Raw genomic sequence first — 15,986 nt, 5'->3', positions numbered from 1 at the left:
CGCGAGTTTGCTCGATGCGCTCGCGCAGTCACACCGCCCGATGAGCATACCCGGGCGGCCTGCGCGTGAACATTGGCCGAATGGCCGAATGTTTTGCGCCCGGGCCGGCCGGTATAATCCGCCAGATATCAGATGTCGCTTCATCGCATCAGCCACGATACGGGGACTTCGCTCATGGATACATCCACCGCCCGCCGCAATATCCTCGCGCGCATTCGCGCGGCGCAGGGTCGCGAGCCCGAACCGGCCGCCGGTGAGCGTGAGGCGGTGCAGGCCTATATGGCCAGTCATCCGCGCGGCCCGCGCCCGCCGCTGCCGGACGATCTGGTCGCGTGCTTTGTCGAGCGCGCGCAGGCCATGGCCAGCACCGTCGATACGGTCGACGCGCTGGCCGATGTTCCGGCCGCCGCGCATCGCTATCTGGCCGGGCAGAGCCTGCCCGTGCAGGCCATTGCATGGCAGACGCTGCAGGATCTGCCATGGGCCGATGCCGGTGTCGCGGTCGAATTCCGCAAGCCGCACGACACGGACAAGGTCGGCTTCACCGGCTGCTTCTGCGCGATTGCGGAGACCGGCACGCTGGTGCTGCTGTCGGGTCCGGAAACCTATTCGTCCGCGGGGCTGCTGCCCGAAACGCATATCGCGATCGTGCCGGCCTCGCGCATCGTCGGCTGCCAGGAAGACGCCTTCGATCTGATTCGCCGCGAACGCGGTGAACTGCCGCGCGCGGCGAACTTCGTGTCGGGGCCGTCGCGTACCGCCGATATCGAACAAACGCTGGTGCTCGGCGCGCATGGACCGTATCGCGTGCATGCGATCGTCGTGCGGGGCGCGTGAGCGGCGCGTCGCGGGTCGACCGCGTTTCGCGTCTTTTACCTGACTCGTACGCCACACACGCCGCGTCCGCTTCATCGGTTCCGCCCGATCCGCCGATCACATTCATTAAGCCCGTTCCGTAGTGCCTACCGCCTTGTCTGCTCCGTCGATGGCCTCTCCGTTCGCCACGCGCATTGCCGTAACGGCCGCGTTCTGCGTGCCTGCTGCGATGCTCTGCGCATGGCCGCAGCTCGCGTACGCGGCGAGCGTCGATGGCGCGGCGTTGTCCGCGTGGTGGGGGGTGCCGTTTGCGGGCATGCTGCTGTCGATCGCGATTTTCCCGCTGCTCGCACCGGCGCTCTGGCATCACCATCTGGGCAAGATCGCCGCGGGCTGGGCGCTCGCGCTGCTCGCGCCGTTTGCGGTGACGTTCGGTCCGGCGGCCGCGTTCGGCACGCTGACGCATGCGCTGCTGGAAGAGTATCTGCCGTTTATCGTGTTGATCACGACGCTCTATACGGTCGCGGGCGGCGTGTGCATCAATGGCAACCTGCGCGGTTCGCCGGGTCTGAATACCGCGCTGCTTGCGCTTGGCACGCTGCTCGCGAGCGTGATGGGCACGACCGGCGCCGCGATGCTGCTGATCCGCCCGTTGCTGCGCGCAAACGACAACCGCCAGCATGCCGCGCATGTGGTGGTGTTCTTTATCTTCCTGGTCGCGAATGCGGGCGGCGCGCTGACGCCGCTCGGCGACCCGCCGCTTTTCCTCGGCTTTCTGAACGGCGTGAGCTTTTTCTGGACCACCGTGCATCTCGCGCTGCCGATGCTCTTTGTCTGCGTCGTGCTGCTTGCGGTGTTCTATACGCTCGATACGTACTATTTCCGCCGCAGTGGCGAAGCGCGCGCGCCGTTTCTCGACCCGACGCCGGATTCTCGCTTATGCTTGATCGACGGCCGGATCAATTTCGTGCTGCTCGCCGGGGTGATCGCGCTGGTGCTGATGAGCGGCCTCTGGAAACCCGGTATCGCATGGAACCTGTCGGGTGCGCACATCGAACTGCAGAACGTGGCGCGCGACGCCGGGCTCGTGCTGCTTGCGCTTCTATCGCTCGCGCTCACACCGCGCTCGGCGCGCCGCGGCAATGCGTTCAACTGGGCGCCGATCGAAGAAGTCGCGAAGCTGTTCGCCGGCATCTTCGTGACGATCGCGCCGGTCATCATCATGCTGCGCGCGGGGCAAGCGGGCGCGTTCGCGGGCGTCGTGCATTGGGTCAACGACGCGTCCGGCCAGCCGCGCGATGCGATGTACTTCTGGGCGACCGGCCTGCTGTCGTCGTTTCTCGACAATGCGCCGACCTACCTCGTGTTTTTCAACCTGGCGGGCGGCGATGCGCAGCACCTGATGACCGCGGGCGCGTCGACGCTTGCGGCGATTTCGGCGGGCGCGGTATTCATGGGCGCGAACAGTTATATCGGCAATGCGCCGAATTTCATGGTGAAGATCATTGCCGAATCGCGCGGTGTGCGTATGCCCGGCTTCTTCGCGTATCTCGTGTGGTCCGGCGCGGTGCTGATGCCGGTGTTTATCGCGACGTCGTGGTTGTTTTTCTGAAGTGGTTTGCAGCGCCCGCCCGCTGACGGTGCGGCGCGTTCCCCGGAGAATGGCAATGCAAAAAATCCTGGTCGCACGTCCGATCTTTCCGGACGTGATCGAGCGGCTCAAGCAATACTTCGAAGTCGACTGGAACAACGGCGACGTGCTCGGCAACGACGAACTGCTCGCGCGTCTCGCGGACAAGGACGGCGCGCTGACGGCCGGCGAGCCGATCGGCGCCGCGACCTTCGCGGCCGCGCCGCGTCTGCGCGTCGTGGCGAATATGGCGGTCGGCTACAACAACTTCGACATGGCCGCGTTCAATGCGGCGTACGTGCTCGGCACCAACACGCCGGATGTGCTCAATGAATCCACCGCGGATTTCGGCTGGGCGCTGATGATGGCCACCGCGCGCCGCATCGCGGAGTCCGAGCACTGGCTGCGTGCCGGCCACTGGAAGAAGTGGAACTATGACAGCTTCCTCGGCGCCGACGTCTACGGCTCCACGCTCGGCGTGATCGGCATGGGCCGCATCGGCCAGGCGCTCGCGCGCCGCGCGCGCGGCTTCGACATGCGGGTGATTTACCACAACCGCTCGCGCGTCGCGCCGCAGATCGAGGCGGAATTGAATGCGCAGTACGTGTCGAAAGAAGACCTGCTCAAGCGTGCCGACCACGTCGTGCTGGTGCTGCCGTATAGCGCGGCGAGTCATCACACGATCGGCGCCGCCGAGCTCGCGCTGATGAAGCCGACCGCAACGCTGACCAATATCGCGCGCGGCGGGATCGTCGACGATGCGGCGCTCGCCGTCGCGCTGCGCGATGGGCGCATCGCGGCCGCGGGCCTCGATGTATATGAAGGCGAGCCGAGCGTGAATCCGGCGCTGCTCACGGTGCCCAATGTCGTGCTGACGCCGCATATCGCGAGCGCCACTGAAACGACGCGCCGCGCGATGGCCAATCTCGCCGCGGACAACCTGATCGCCGGGCTCGGCGAGGGCCCGCGCGCCGGGCGTCCGCCGAATCCGGTCAATCCGGACGTGCTCGGGAAGGCGCGTTCATGATCACCGCATTGCTGGCGGCGGTCGTCGTTCTGGCGGTGGCGCTCGTCATTGCGCTCGTCGTATTGCTGCGCGGCGGCGGGGCGCGCGGCGATGACCGTTTCGAAGAACTGGGCGCGCGCCTCGCGTCGAGCACGGATGCGCAGACGCGCGAGTTCGAGCGGCTCGAGCGTGAAGTGCGCAACGACATCACCGAAACCGCGCGGGTGTCGCGTACCGAGCTCGCGGGCGGCTTCTCGCAGTTTCAGCAGACACTCGCCGCGCAATTCACGAGCATGACGAGCGTGCAGGGCGGCAAGATCGACGGCTTTGCGCAGCAGCTCGTGAAGCTCACGGAGACCAACGCGCAGCAGCTCGACGCGGTGCGCCACAGCCTGCAATTGCAGGCGCAACAGGCGCGCGACGAGCAGGGCACGACGTTGAAGCGCTTCGGCGACACGCTCACGCAGCAGCTCGTGCAAATGACCGAGGCCAACGACCGGCGCTTCGCCGAAGTGCGTGCGACGATCGAGCAGCGTCTGAAAGATATCGAAGCGAACAACGCGACGAAGCTCGAAGAGATGCGCCGCACCGTCGACGAAAAACTGCATGCGACGCTCGAGCAGCGGTTGGGCGAATCGTTCAAGCTCGTGTCCGAGCGTCTCGAACAGGTGCATCGCGGCCTCGGCGAAATGCAGACGCTTGCGGCCGGCGTCGGCGACCTGAAGAAGGTGCTGACCAATGTGAAAACGCGCGGCACGTGGGGCGAAGTGCAACTCGAAGCGTTGCTCGAGCAGATGCTGACCGCCGATCAGTATGCAAAGAATGTCGCGACGAAGCCGGGCAGCGGCGAGCGCGTCGAGTTTGCGATCCGGCTGCCTGGCAAGCCGTCGGTCGACGGTCCCGCGGAACCGGTGTGGCTGCCGATCGACGCGAAATTCCCGCGCGAGGACTACGAGCGGTTGATCGAGGCGCAGGAGCGCGTGGACCCGGTGGCGGTCGAAGAAGCGTCGCGCGCGCTCGAAGCGCGCATTCGCGGCGAGGCGCGCACGATTGCGGAGAAGTACGTCGCGCCGCCGCACACGACCGATTTCGCGCTGCTGTTCCTGCCGACCGAAGGCCTTTACGCAGAGGTGCTGCGCCGGCCGGGTCTGACCGACCTGCTGCAGCGCGACTATCGCGTGACGATCGCTGGCCCGACGACGCTGACCGCATTGCTGAACAGCCTGCAGATGGGGTTCCGCACGCTGGCGATCGAAAAGCGTTCGAGCGAAGTGTGGCAGGTGCTCGGCGCGGTAAAGACCGAATTCGGCCAGTTCGGCGACGTGCTCGCGAGGACGAAGGCGCAACTGGAAACGGTCACGCGTTCTATCGAGAAAGCGGAGGTGCGCACGCGCGCGATGAACCGCAAGTTGCGCGACGTCGAGGCGTTGCCTGGCGAAGAAGCGCGCGAGCTGCTAGGCGATGGGTTGTCCGGGTCGGATGCGGACGAGCCTTGAGCTTTTGACTTTCTGGCTCCCCCGGCTTCCCCGGCTCATTGCGCCGGCTTCGAGCTTTCTTCGGGCCGGCGCTTTGCCGCGCGCGATCAACCTCTGCTGCCGCCGTGCACACTCGCATCGGCTGCCGGGCGCCGCGGTGACGCAGGCGCAGCGCAACGCGCTTATTTCGCGCTACTGCTTGCTATCGCCGTTGCCGTTGCCGCCGCTCACCGCGAGCCGCTCGAGCGCCGCGCCGGTGATGCGCACGATGCGCCAGTCCGGCAGCACGCTCGCGCCCATTTTTTCGTAGAAGTCGATCGCGGTCTGATTCCAGTCGAGCACCGACCATTCGAAGCGCCCGCATTGACGCTCGAGCGCGAGCGCCGCGAGCTGCCGCAGCATCGCCGAGCCGAGTCCGCTGCCGCGTTGCGACGGCTGCACGTACAGGTCTTCGAGATAGAGCCCGCGCCGGCCGAGGAAGGTCGAGTAATTGTGGAAGAAGAGCGCGTACCCGACGATGTGCCCATCCTTCTCCGCGACCAGCGCTTCCGCTGACGGCCGCGCGCCGAACAGCGCATCGCGCAGGTCTGCGTCCGTTGCGATGAACAGATGCGTGAGCTTTTCGTATTCGGCCAGCTCACGCATCAGCGCGATCAGCGCGCCGACGTCGGCAGGGGTGGCAGCACGGACGGCGGCACGGATGGTGGACGCCGTCACGCTTCCTCCGGCACGTCGCTCAACTGGATTTCGATGCCGCCGAAACGCGACGCGACCCAGTTGTACGCGTGACACGCGATCCACAGCAGGATGAAGCCGAGAATCGCGTTGAGCAGCAGCGCGCTGAACACCGTGCTGAGCTCGACCGAGCCGTAGCGGATAAAGGCGACCAGCACGCCGAGCAGCACGATCGGCACGCTGAAGGTCAGGTACACGAGGATCAGCGCTTTGGCGGTTTGTCCCGGTGCGATGGACGAGATCTGTTTTTTCATTGAGGTCGTACCCGTGAGTCGCGTAGTGAGCAATGTAGTGAGCCTTGTTATGCGCGCAATAGTTTCCGCCGGATTCTTACGCGAATCCGCGCGCGTCAGATTAAACCGTCGAACAGCATGATCTCGACAGTGTCGCCCGCGTCGACGTCCGGCTGGTCATGCGCCAGCACGATAAAGCAATTCGCTTCGCTCATCGAGCTGAGCACGCCCGAGCCTTGCGAGCCCGTGGGCGCGACCTGCCAGCGCCCGTCCGCATTGCGGCGCGCGGTGCCGCGCTGAAACTCGGTGCGGCCGGGGCGCTTGCGGATCGATACGGCCGAGCTCGCGTGCAGCACCGGCGCGGGCTGCAGTGTAGCGCCGGCCATGATCAGCAGCGCGTCGCGCACGATCTGATAGAACGTCACCATCACCGCAACCGGGTTGCCCGGCAAGCCGAAGAAGAGCGCCGGGTCGCCGGCGCCGGCGCGCCCGCCCGACCACACGCGGCCGAACGCCATCGGCCGGCCGGGGCGCATCGCGAGACTCCAGAACGCGACGTCGCCCAGCGCGCGCGACAGCTGTTTGGTCAGGTCCGCTTCGCCGACCGATACGCCGCCCGAAGTCAGGATCACGTCGGCGCTCGCGGCTGCGGCGAGCAGCGCTTTTTCCAGCGCGGCGGGTTCATCGCGCACCACGCCCAGATCGATCGCATCGACGTTCAGGCGGCGCAGCATCGCGAGCAGCGTATAGCGGTTGCTGTCGTACACGCAGCCCGGTTCGAGCGGCTGGCCGATCGAGCGCAACTCGTCGCCGGTCGAAAAGAACGCAACGCGCAGCCGCCGGCGCACCGCGACTTCACCGATGCCGAGCGAGGCAAGCAGACCGAGGTCGGACGCGCGCACGATGCGTCCCGCGCGCAGCGCCGGTGCGCCGCGCGCGAGGTCCTCGCCCGCGCGGCGCCGGTTCGCGCCGCTTTTCAGCGCGGCCGCGGCGAAGCGGACCGATTGACCGTCGCTTGCCGCTTCCACCTGCTCCTGCGGCACCACCGTGTCGCAGCCGGCGGGCATCAGCGCGCCGGTCATCACGCGCACGCATTGCGCCGCCGTGACGTGGTCCGCGAACGGATGGCCGGCCAGCGCCTTGCCGGCCACGGCGAGCGTGACCGAGCCGTCGTTTGCGGCGGCCAGCGCCGCACCGTCGAATGCATAGCCGTCCATCGCCGAGTTGTCGTAGGCCGGCACGTCGATCGGCGACACGATGTCCTCGGCCAGCACGCGGTCGAGCGCGTCCGCGAGCGACACTCGCTCGACGGTCGAAACCGGCGTCGCCCATTGACGCACGATGGCCTGGGCGGCCGTCACCGGCAAAGCTTGAGGGTCGAACTGCGCTACGCAGCGTGAAAGTTCGTTGGACGTGGTCATGAATGGGGAGACGTCGCGACCGGATGCCGGTTCGGCGGTCGCCGGACGAGCACGGCAAAGACAGCAGAAAGCGGGAGCACGCCGCCGTTACTTTCGTTCGAAGTCGGCCAGTTCCTGCAAAGAGTTGACATTGTAGAACGCGCGTTCATCGGCAAAAGTGACTTCGACTGTCGTGTGGCGCGCGTACCACGCGCGGACCTTGCGCTCGCCCGCGCCAAGAAAGGCGGCGAGGTCGTCGGCCAGCGACGTGCGCATCAGCGCGAAGACCGGGTGCATCGAGACCTCGTGCTGCGCGTTCACTGTGGCGACCGTCGCGATATCGGCGCGGGCCGCGTCGAGTGCGTCGGCAAGGCGTGCGGCAAGATCCTCGGGCAACCCGGGCGTATCGCACGGCGCGCTCAACACGAGGCCGGTGCGTGCGGCGCGCAGGCCGGCGAGCAGTCCCGCGAGCGGGCCCGGAAAGTCGGGCAGCGTATCGGCGATCACCTTCGCGTTGAAGGGCGCGCCGAGCGCCGCGTAGCGTTGCGCGTTGCGGTTCGCGCTGATCAGCAGCGCGCCGGTCTGCGGCGCGAGGCGCCTCAGTACATGCAGCGCGAGCGGTTCGCCGCGCAACGTCTGCAGCCCCTTGTCGACTCCGCCCATGCGCATGCCGCGGCCGCCGGCGAGCAGCAGGCCGGTAATCGAGTCGGTGGGGATCGGCATGGCGTGATGGGTGAGGTGGGAACAGGCGGGATAAACGCGTGGTGTGTTATAGCGGGGCCGGTCGGGGACGCGTCCCTCTAGCCGCCGATATACGACATTTCGACACGCCGCTCCGCCGCTTCCGCCTGCGTGCGCGCGCTGCCGCGCAGTTGCGAATAGCGATCCGCGCGTGCTTCCCAGATATGCGCGATCGCGGTGGCGATCTCATCGTCGCTCGAGCCGTTGCGCAACAGCGTGCGCAGGTCGTGGCCGTTCGACGCGAACAGGCAAAGATACACCTTGCCTTCGGTCGACAGCCGCGCGCGCGTGCAGGTGCCGCAAAACGCGCGCGTCACGCTCGAGATCACACCGAGCTCGCCGCTGCCGTCCGCGTAGCCCCAGCGTTGCGCGGTTTCGGCGGCGCTGTGCGGTTCGAGCGGCACGAGCGGGAACTGCGCGCCGATGCGCGCGACGACTTGGGCGGACGGCAGCACTTCGGCCATATTCCAGCCGTTCGATGTGCCGACGTCCATATATTCGATAAAGCGCAGCACCGCGCCGCTGCCTTTGAAATGCCGCGCCATCGGCAGAATCTCGCTGTCGTTCGTGCCGCGCTTGACGACCATATTGACCTTCACCGGCGCGAGGCCGATCGATTGTGCGACGTCGATGCCGTGGAGCACGTCGTCGACCGCGAAGTCCGCGTCGTTCATCGTGCGAAAGAGCGTGTCGTCGAGTGCGTCGAGACTCACCGTGACGCGCTTCAAGCCCGCGTCTTTCAGGCTTTGCGCCTTGCGCGCGAGCAGCGAGCCGTTGGTGGTCAACGTCAGGTCGAGCGGGCGGCCGTCCGGCGTGGTGAGGCTGGCGAGGCGCTCGATCAGGAACTCGATGTTCTTGCGCAGCAGCGGTTCGCCGCCGGTCAAGCGGATCTTTTCGACGCCTTGTGCGACGAACAGCCGCGCCACGCGTTCGATTTCCTCGAATGTCAGAAGCGCGCTGTGCGGCAGGAACGGATAGTCCTTGTCGAATACCGAACGCGGCATGCAGTAGACGCAGCGGAAATTGCAGCGGTCCGTGACCGAAATGCGCAGGTCGCGCAGCGGCCGCGACAGCGTGTCGCGCAGCTCGCCACGGGGCGCATGCGCGGGGCCGGAAAACACCGGCACCGCGCTGACGTCGGTCAAGGGAATGATGCGTCGGGACATGGTTCGAATATTGAGATCCAGAGCTTCATTCTAGCGGAATGCCTGATTCGGCTCGATCCGGGAAATGCCTGTCAGTTGTGAAAAAGCCCGCCTTGGGGGGGGCGGGCCTGCGGACGGCTTGTAACGGCTGGTGGTTCCGGCAACCCGAATTGGCGATGATTCGCTTGCGCGGCGGGGCTGCACGCCGCCGCTTTGTCTGCCGCGGACGGCGATATGCCGGCGCGGCAGGCCCCGAGTGAATGGGGCGCGAACAGATGCGCGGCGTGCTCAGGTCGGGACGCGGGCATAGACCGCACCCGGTTGGGCGGCAGGCATCGGCTGCGCCGGTCAGGCGGCGCGCTCGCTACCCCTGGCCGCGTCGCGCCGGCCGCGTATGCGGCCGGACGCGTTTCGCCGTTACTGCGAGTGCTTCACCGTCTCCACCTGCTGCATCGGCGTCGGGTCGACCGGCGGCAGCGACTTGCGCTCACGCGGTGTACGCGCCGGCGGCACGATTTGCGCGGCGGCATCCTGCGCGGCGCGCAGCTTGTCGGTGTCGGTATTGACCCAGACGAGGCCGGCGCTTTCGAGCATCGGTTGCAGCGCTTGTGGCGACAGCGGGGCTGCGCCCTGCGTGCCGTTCGTGCGGGCCGGCTGCGGCGCCGCGACGGACGGTTGCGCGAGCGGGGCCGGCGCTGCGGCAGGCGCGGCTACGGGCTCGGGTGCGGCTGCTGCGGCGGAGTAAGGCGTCGGCTCGGCCGGTTTTGCCGATTCGGCGGCTTCGGGGGCCGCTGTGCGCGGTGCTTCGACTTGCGGCGCAGGCTCGGCAGCCGGTGCGGCAGGCTCGGCGGCGGCCGGCGCTGCTGCGGCGGGTTGCCATGCGGGCTGTGAGCCGGATTGCGGAGCGGCTTGCCATGCGGGCTGCTCGGCTACACCCGACTGTTCGACCGCGGCCTGAACGGCCGGTACTGCCGCGTCGGCGCTTTGCGGCGCGGCCGCCGGCGTAGCGAATGCGTCCGCGTCAACGTTAGGCGTTTGCGCAGCGGGGGCCGCTGCAACAGGCGCCTCTTCGACGGACGGTTGCGAATACGCCTGCTCGACCGGCACCACCGCTTCAGTCGTCGCGGCCTTTTCGGCAGCGAGCGTCGGCGTTTCAGACGCCGCGTGCAGTTCCGTGACGACGTGCGACTCGGTCGCAACCGCTGCCACGACCACTTCGACCGGTGCAACCGACGCCTCGAAGGTCTGTTGCGCTTCGTGACGGCCGGCATGTTCCGGCGCACGCACCGGCGCTTCCGCCGGCACGCTCGCCACATCGCCTTCCGCTTCGGCGACATCAGCTGCCGTGTTCACGTTCACGCCTTCCTCTTCGCGCTCACGACGGCCACCGCGGCGGCCGCGGCGGCGCCGGCGGCGTTCCTCGCCGTCACGTGCCGCTTCCTGCTCGACCGGCGTGGCGCCGCCCGTCAGGTTCGCTTGTGCCTGTGCGGCGACGTCGGCGGCTTGCGCGTCGGTCACGTCCGCGTTTTCCTGCTGTTGACGGCGGCGTTCGCCGCGTTCGACGCGATCCGGGCGCTGTTCACGACGCTCCTGACGCTCGCCGCGCTCCGGCCGCTCGGCGCGTGCGCCGGCTTCCGCGCTATCGGCACGCTCCACCGCGCGGTCCTGACCGCGTTCCGCGCGCTCGATCCGGTTCTCGCGGCCATCGCGATTGTCACGGGTTTCACGGTTGTCGCGGCTTTCACGGCCGTCGCGATTCTCGCGCTCGCGGCCTTCGCGGGGCTCACGTCCCTCGCGACCTTCGCGATTGTCCCGATTGTCGCGGTTTTCCCGTCCTTCCCGGCTGCCACGTGCATCACGCGTATCACGGGTTTCGCGTCCTTCACGCTCTTCGCGTCGCGGCTGCTGCTGCCCCTGACGGCTGCCAGCTGCCGCGCCTTCGCCGCGCGAGACGGTGTCGCGTGCCGCGCCGCCACGGCGGTTGCGGTTGCGATCGTTGCCGCGCTCGCCGTTGCGTTCGCCACTGCGCTCAGCGCGCTCGCGCGTCGGGCGGGCGGGCTTTTCGACCGGTGCGGGCGCGGCGGCCGGCGCGGCCGGCTGCATGCCGAACAGACCTTTCAGCCAGCCGATAAAGCCGCCCGCAGCCGGCGTGACGGCGACCGGCGCGGGGGTGGCCGCGGCCGGACGGACCGGCGCGCTCGGCGCCGGCTTCTCGGGCGTGATGCCCTTGACCGCCGCTTCCTGCTTCGGCTTCACTTCTTCGGTGCGCTTGCTGTAGCCGGTTTCCGATTCCAGCTCGCGGGCCGCTTCCTCGGCCATCTTCCACGACGCGCGCGGCTCGTCGAGGCGCACATCGTCGTGACGCAGACGCTCGAGCTTGTAGTGCGGCGTATCGAGGTGCTTGTTCGGCACCAGCACGACGTTGACCTTGAAGCGCGACTCGATCTTGTTGATTTCCGAGCGCTTTTCGTTGAGCAGGAAGGCGGTGACTTCGACCGGCACCTGGCAGTGGATCGCCGCGGTGTTTTCCTTCATCGCTTCTTCCTGAATGATCCGCAGCACCTGCAGCGCGGACGATTCGGTATCGCGAATGTGACCCGTGCCGTTGCAGCGCGGGCAGGTTACGTGGCTGCCTTCGGAGAGCGCCGGGCGCAGCCGCTGGCGCGACAGTTCCATCAGGCCGAAGCGCGAGATCTTGCCCATCTGCACGCGCGCGCGGTCGTGTTTCAGCGCGTCTTTCAGGCGCTGCTCGACCTCGCGCTGGCTCTTGGCCGACTCCATGTCGATGAAGTCGATCACGATCAGGCCGCCGAGGTCGCGCAGACGCAACTGGCGCGCGACTTCGTCGGCGGCTTCGAGGTTCGTGCGCGCGGCGGTTTCCTCGATGTCGGCGCCCTTGGTGGCGCGCGCCGAGTTCACGTCGATCGCGACGAGCGCCTCGGTGTGGTCGATCACGATCGCGCCGCCCGACGGCAGCGGCACCGTGCGCGAGTACGCGGTTTCGATCTGATGCTCGATCTGGAAGCGCGAGAAGAGCGGCACGTCGTCGTGGTAACGCTTCACCTTGCTGACGTTGTCCGGCATCACGATATCCATGAAGGCGCGCGCCTGGTCATGGATTTCGGTCGTGTCGATCAGGATTTCGCCGATATCGGGCTGGAAGTAATCGCGGATCGCGCGGATCACGAGGCTCGATTCGAGATAGATCAGCATCGGCTGGCCGGACTGGCCGCTTTGCGACGCGGCCTCGATCGCGCGCCACAGCTGCATCAGGTAGTTCAGGTCCCACTGCAGTTCTTCGGCGCTGCGGCCGATGCCGGCCGTGCGCGCGATGATGCTCATGCCCTCGGGCAATTGCAGTTGCGCCATCGTTTCGCGCAGTTCCTGGCGGTCGTCGCCCTCGATGCGGCGCGACACACCGCCGCCGCGCGGGTTGTTCGGCATCAGCACGAGGTACCGGCCGGCGAGCGAGATGAAGGTGGTGAGCGCCGCGCCTTTGTTGCCGCGCTCTTCCTTTTCGACCTGGACGATCAGTTCCTGGCCTTCCTTCAGCGCGTCCTGGATGCGCGCGGAGCGCATGTCGACGCCGTCGCGGAAGTACTGGCGGGCGACTTCCTTGAACGGCAGGAAGCCGTGGCGGTCTTCGCCGTAGTTGACGAAACAGGCTTCGAGCGACGGCTCGATGCGTGTGACGATGCCCTTGTAGATATTGCCTTTGCGCTGTTCGCGGCCGGCGGTTTCGATATCGATATCGATGAGTTTTTGCCCATCGACGATGGCGACGCGCAGTTCTTCCTGCTGCGTCGCATTGAACAACATGCGTTTCATTGAACGGCTCCAGAGCGGCCATGCGTGGCCCGCGCCCGGCGAACGGCGAGGTGCAGCGGGTGCAACCTCAGCGCCGGACGGTGGGCGGCGGCATGCCGCGCCTTATTGTGTTTTCACAAGCACGCTGGAGCGGGAAAGCTGGCGGGAGAATTGCCTTAAGAGGGCGCCGTCCGCAAGAAAAGGACGACTGCCGCAGGGCACATGCGAACACGGCTTCAAATAAACGGCGCGACGTGTTACGAGGCCGCCCGACCGTCTGCTAAGCCTTCATCCATTCCCACCGGCGCGCCAACGGGGCGCGTGACCGGACGGGCGAAGGCTGCGGTCTGACGCAGCACGGGTTTCGCTGGCAACGCGATGTCCCGCTCGAAAACTCTGTCTCGCCTGATTTTTTGACGTCGCCAAGTCCCGCATTTCTTCGCAGGACCCATCGGCGCTCGCCGTAATTTTCGCTACCGGCGCGCTTCGCATCGAGCCGCTGTTGCGATCGGAACCGGGGCCAGAACCGCGGGTTCGAACCGGCGGTTCGAGCGGAGCGTTCAGGGCACAGATTACCGATCCAGTCAGCGACTGCCCGATGCCGGGGCGCGCCGGTCAAATTCTTTTTGACCAAAATTCCGTTACCGTCGGAGCCGCGCCGACCGAACGCGCCTCTGGGCGCTGTCCTTGCCGGATACGGCTTCCGTGCGTGCAACTTGTTGCATCTCATTTTCAGGGTGAGCAACCGGCCCCGGGCGCAAGTAAAATGTCGGTTTAGCACCTGCGCCTCTCGCAATCCATTCGCGGTTCGGCTCATACGCCGGGTTATCGCGCCGGCCGAAACCGCCGCCCGCCTCAGACTGCTGGGCAAATTATATTCAGAATGAAAGAGTTAGGCAAAATTTCGCAGAAACCGGTCGCAAGTGATCAGGTGTCGATGATCGAAATCGACGACAGCGCGGCGGGTCAGCGGATCGATAATTTTTTGTTGCGCGTCTGTAAAGGCGTGCCAAAAAGCCATATTTATCGAATTCTGCGCAGCGGCGAGGTGCGGGTGAACAAGGGTCGCGTCGATGCGCAGTACAGGCTTGCGCATGGCGACCTGGTTCGGGTGCCGCCCATTCGCATCGCGACCGGCGCCGCGTCCGGCACGCCGCCGCCGGTGCCGTCCGCCCATTTCACCATTCTCTACGAAGACGAGCATCTGCTCGTGATCGACAAGCCGGCGGGCGTCGCCGTGCATGGCGGCAGCGGCGTCGCGTTCGGCGTGATCGAGCAGATGCGCGCCGCGCGTCCGCACGCGAAATTCCTCGAACTGGTGCATCGGCTCGACCGCGAGACCTCCGGCGTGCTGATGCTCGCGAAAAAGCGTGCGGCGCTCGTCGATCTGCACGAGCAGATCCGCGAGAACCGCATCGACAAGCGTTACTACGCGTGCGCGCACGGCGAGTGGGCGAGCGACTGGGGCCGCCGCCGCGCCGTGAAGGAGCCGCTGCACAAATACCTGCTGCCGGACGGCGAGCGGCGCGTGCGGGTCCAGGCGGACGGCCTCGCGTCGCACACCATTTTCAATCTGGTGGACCGCTGGCCGGGCTATGCGCTCGTCGAGGCGGAACTGAAAACGGGTCGGACCCATCAGATACGGGTTCACCTCGCGCATCTCGGTTTGCCGATCGTCGGCGATGCGAAGTACGGCGACTTCGCGCTGAACAAGGCGCTGGCGCGCGCGAACGCGGTGCCGGGTTTAAAGCGTATGTTCCTGCATGCGTACCGGCTTAAACTCACGCACCCGGCGACCCGCGAGACGCTGCAGTTCGACGCGCCGCTGCCGGCGGAATGCCGGCGCTTCGTCGCGCAGCTGGCCGAGCTGAACGGGCAGACCGCCTCCCAGACTTCCTCCTATAACGACACGCAAACGCATGGCTCGACAGCAATTTGACCTGATCGTCTTCGACTGGGACGGCACGCTGATGGATTCGACCGCGCATATTGCGCGCAGCATTCAGGCGGCATGCCGCGATCTCGGGCTGCCGGTGCCGGCGACGGAGGCCGCCAGTTACGTGATCGGCCTCGGCCTGCGCGACGCGTTGCAGATCGCCGCGCCGGCGCTCGATCCGGCCGACTATCCGCGCCTCGCCGAGCGCTACCGCTTCCATTTCCTCGTGAAGGATCCGACCACCGAGCTGTTCGCGGGCGCCCGCGAGATGCTCGCCGAGCTGCGCGACACCGGTTATCTGCTTGGCATCGCGACCGGCAAGAGCCGCGTCGGCCTGAACCGCGCGCTCGACCAGGCGCACCTGACGAGCCTGTTCGACGGCACCCGCTGCGCGGACGAAACCTTTTCGAAGCCGCACCCGGCGATGCTGCACGAGCTCACGCGCGAACTCGGCCAGGATCCGGCGCGCACGGTGATGATCGGCGACACGACGCACGATTTGCAGATGGCGGCCAACGCGGGGGTCGCCAGCGTCGGCGTGGCTTACGGCGCGCATCCGGCCGGTTCGCTGACGGCTTTCGGGCCGAAATTCATCGCTGAAAGCGTCGGCTCGCTGTCCGACTGGTTGCGCGAGCACGCATGATGAGCGCGCGCGGCGGATCGGCCGAACCGGTGCGCGTCTGCGCGTCCGACGAACTCGTCGACGGCGGCGCCGGCGTGCGGCGCGACGCCACCGATGGCGGCGGTAACGTCGTTGTATTCTTCGTGCGCTACGATGGCACCGCATACGGTTACCTGAACCGCTGTGCACATGTGCCGATGGAGCTCGACTGGGCCGAAGGTCAGTTCTTCGAATCGTCAGGCTTATACTTGATGTGCGCGACGCACGGCGCGATTTACGCGCCGGACACGGGGAAATGCGTCGGCGGTCCTTGCCGCGGCGGCAGATTGCGTCCGGTGCGGGTCGAAGAGCGCGAAACGCCCGATGGGCGCGCGGTATTCTGGCTGCCGGATGACGAGCTTCGGCCGGTTCGCACCGAACCCGAAGTGCCTTGAACTTCC

Annotated in this window: 13 protein-coding genes; 7 read left to right on the top strand and 6 right to left on the bottom strand. The window is 66.9% G+C overall.

From position 1 onward, the window contains the following. Positions 1-174: 174 nt before the first annotated feature. The 4 genes from HV675_RS03705 to HV675_RS03690 all read left to right on the top strand — a co-directional run bounded on the left by HV675_RS03705 (position 175) and on the right by HV675_RS03690 (position 4,948). Positions 175-837 (top strand): LutC/YkgG family protein, encoded by a 663-nt coding sequence (locus HV675_RS03705; protein WP_175109396.1) that lies wholly within the window; start codon positions 175-177, stop codon positions 835-837. Positions 838-1,045: 208 nt separating this feature from the next. Continuing rightward, positions 1,046-2,428 (top strand): sodium:proton antiporter, encoded by a 1,383-nt coding sequence (locus HV675_RS03700; protein ID WP_246270088.1) that lies wholly within the window; start codon positions 1,046-1,048, stop codon positions 2,426-2,428. A gap of 55 nt (positions 2,429-2,483) precedes the next feature. Next, the gene (locus HV675_RS03695) at positions 2,484-3,473 is read left to right on the top strand and encodes a 2-hydroxyacid dehydrogenase (RefSeq protein ID WP_175109394.1); all 990 of its coding nucleotides are present in this window, start codon (positions 2,484-2,486) and stop codon (positions 3,471-3,473) included. Then, positions 3,470-4,948, top strand: a complete 1,479-nt coding sequence (locus tag HV675_RS03690; RefSeq protein WP_175109393.1) for a DNA recombination protein RmuC — start codon at positions 3,470-3,472, stop codon at positions 4,946-4,948. The genes HV675_RS03695 and HV675_RS03690 overlap by 4 nt, the downstream gene beginning before the upstream one ends. A gap of 171 nt (positions 4,949-5,119) precedes the next feature. Here HV675_RS03690 and HV675_RS03685 read toward each other — a convergent pair whose 3' ends face one another. The 6 genes from HV675_RS03685 to HV675_RS03660 form a co-directional block, all read right to left on the bottom strand. Beyond that, positions 5,120-5,572 carry a GNAT family N-acetyltransferase gene (locus HV675_RS03685; protein ID WP_175109432.1) on the bottom strand — a complete coding sequence of 151 codons (453 nt, stop codon included), beginning with the start codon at positions 5,570-5,572 and terminating at the stop codon, positions 5,120-5,122. A 68-nt stretch (positions 5,573-5,640) separates the two neighbouring features. Next, positions 5,641-5,916, bottom strand: a complete 276-nt coding sequence (locus tag HV675_RS03680) for a hypothetical protein (protein ID WP_175109392.1) — start codon at positions 5,914-5,916, stop codon at positions 5,641-5,643. A gap of 95 nt (positions 5,917-6,011) precedes the next feature. Beyond that, positions 6,012-7,316 carry a molybdopterin molybdotransferase MoeA gene (gene moeA / locus HV675_RS03675; RefSeq protein WP_175109391.1) on the bottom strand — a complete coding sequence of 435 codons (1,305 nt, stop codon included), beginning with the start codon at positions 7,314-7,316 and terminating at the stop codon, positions 6,012-6,014. Between the two features lie 87 nt (positions 7,317-7,403). Beyond that, positions 7,404-8,018: a molybdenum cofactor guanylyltransferase MobA gene (gene mobA / locus HV675_RS03670; protein ID WP_175109390.1), complete on the bottom strand. Its 615-nt coding sequence runs from the start codon at positions 8,016-8,018 to the stop codon at positions 7,404-7,406. Between the two features lie 77 nt (positions 8,019-8,095). After that, the gene (moaA, locus tag HV675_RS03665; protein WP_175109389.1) at positions 8,096-9,202 is read right to left on the bottom strand and encodes a GTP 3',8-cyclase MoaA; all 1,107 of its coding nucleotides are present in this window, start codon (positions 9,200-9,202) and stop codon (positions 8,096-8,098) included. A 396-nt stretch (positions 9,203-9,598) separates the two neighbouring features. Beyond that, entirely contained in the window at positions 9,599-13,009 is a 3,411-nt protein-coding gene (locus tag HV675_RS03660) for an Rne/Rng family ribonuclease (protein ID WP_175109388.1), read from the bottom strand. Between the two features lie 862 nt (positions 13,010-13,871). On the opposite strand from HV675_RS03660, the gene HV675_RS03655 reads away from it, so the two are divergent. The 3 genes from HV675_RS03655 to HV675_RS03645 are packed head-to-tail and all read left to right on the top strand — an operon-like array spanning position 13,872 to position 15,980. Next, complete coding sequence (locus HV675_RS03655; protein WP_175109387.1) at positions 13,872-14,927, top strand: RluA family pseudouridine synthase; 1,056 nt, start codon at positions 13,872-13,874, stop codon at positions 14,925-14,927. Continuing rightward, positions 14,908-15,567, top strand: a complete 660-nt coding sequence (locus HV675_RS03650; protein ID WP_175109386.1) for an HAD-IA family hydrolase — start codon at positions 14,908-14,910, stop codon at positions 15,565-15,567. The genes HV675_RS03655 and HV675_RS03650 overlap by 20 nt, the downstream gene beginning before the upstream one ends. Then, entirely contained in the window at positions 15,564-15,980 is a 417-nt protein-coding gene (locus HV675_RS03645; RefSeq protein WP_377700519.1) for a Rieske (2Fe-2S) protein, read from the top strand. The genes HV675_RS03650 and HV675_RS03645 overlap by 4 nt, the downstream gene beginning before the upstream one ends. Positions 15,981-15,986: the final 6 nt, after the last annotated feature.

This window comes from Paraburkholderia solisilvae, from assembly GCF_902859875.1.
Lineage (GTDB): Bacteria > Pseudomonadota > Gammaproteobacteria > Burkholderiales > Burkholderiaceae > Paraburkholderia > Paraburkholderia solisilvae.
The sequence above is the reverse complement of the archived record's forward strand: the minus strand, read 5'-3'. Positions and strand labels throughout refer to the sequence as shown.

What these genes read in the sequence shown, in the direction of transcription:
- HV675_RS03705 (WP_175109396.1), top strand. Translation starts at nt 175, where the DNA reads ATGGATACATCCACCGCCCGCCGCAATATCCTCGCGCGCATTCGCGCG.
- HV675_RS03700 (WP_246270088.1), top strand. Translation starts at nt 1,046, where the DNA reads ATGCTCTGCGCATGGCCGCAGCTCGCGTACGCGGCGAGCGTCGATGGC.
- HV675_RS03695 (WP_175109394.1), top strand. Translation starts at nt 2,484, where the DNA reads ATGCAAAAAATCCTGGTCGCACGTCCGATCTTTCCGGACGTGATCGAG.
- HV675_RS03690 (WP_175109393.1), top strand. Translation starts at nt 3,470, where the DNA reads ATGATCACCGCATTGCTGGCGGCGGTCGTCGTTCTGGCGGTGGCGCTC.
- HV675_RS03685 (WP_175109432.1), bottom strand. Translation starts at nt 5,572, where the DNA reads ATGCGTGAGCTGGCCGAATACGAAAAGCTCACGCATCTGTTCATCGCA.
- HV675_RS03680 (WP_175109392.1), bottom strand. Translation starts at nt 5,916, where the DNA reads ATGAAAAAACAGATCTCGTCCATCGCACCGGGACAAACCGCCAAAGCG.
- moeA (WP_175109391.1), bottom strand. Translation starts at nt 7,316, where the DNA reads ATGACCACGTCCAACGAACTTTCACGCTGCGTAGCGCAGTTCGACCCT.
- mobA (WP_175109390.1), bottom strand. Translation starts at nt 8,018, where the DNA reads ATGCCGATCCCCACCGACTCGATTACCGGCCTGCTGCTCGCCGGCGGC.
- moaA (WP_175109389.1), bottom strand. Translation starts at nt 9,202, where the DNA reads ATGTCCCGACGCATCATTCCCTTGACCGACGTCAGCGCGGTGCCGGTG.
- HV675_RS03660 (WP_175109388.1), bottom strand. Translation starts at nt 13,009, where the DNA reads ATGAAACGCATGTTGTTCAATGCGACGCAGCAGGAAGAACTGCGCGTC.
- HV675_RS03655 (WP_175109387.1), top strand. Translation starts at nt 13,872, where the DNA reads ATGAAAGAGTTAGGCAAAATTTCGCAGAAACCGGTCGCAAGTGATCAG.
- HV675_RS03650 (WP_175109386.1), top strand. Translation starts at nt 14,908, where the DNA reads ATGGCTCGACAGCAATTTGACCTGATCGTCTTCGACTGGGACGGCACG.
- HV675_RS03645 (WP_377700519.1), top strand. Translation starts at nt 15,564, where the DNA reads ATGATGAGCGCGCGCGGCGGATCGGCCGAACCGGTGCGCGTCTGCGCG.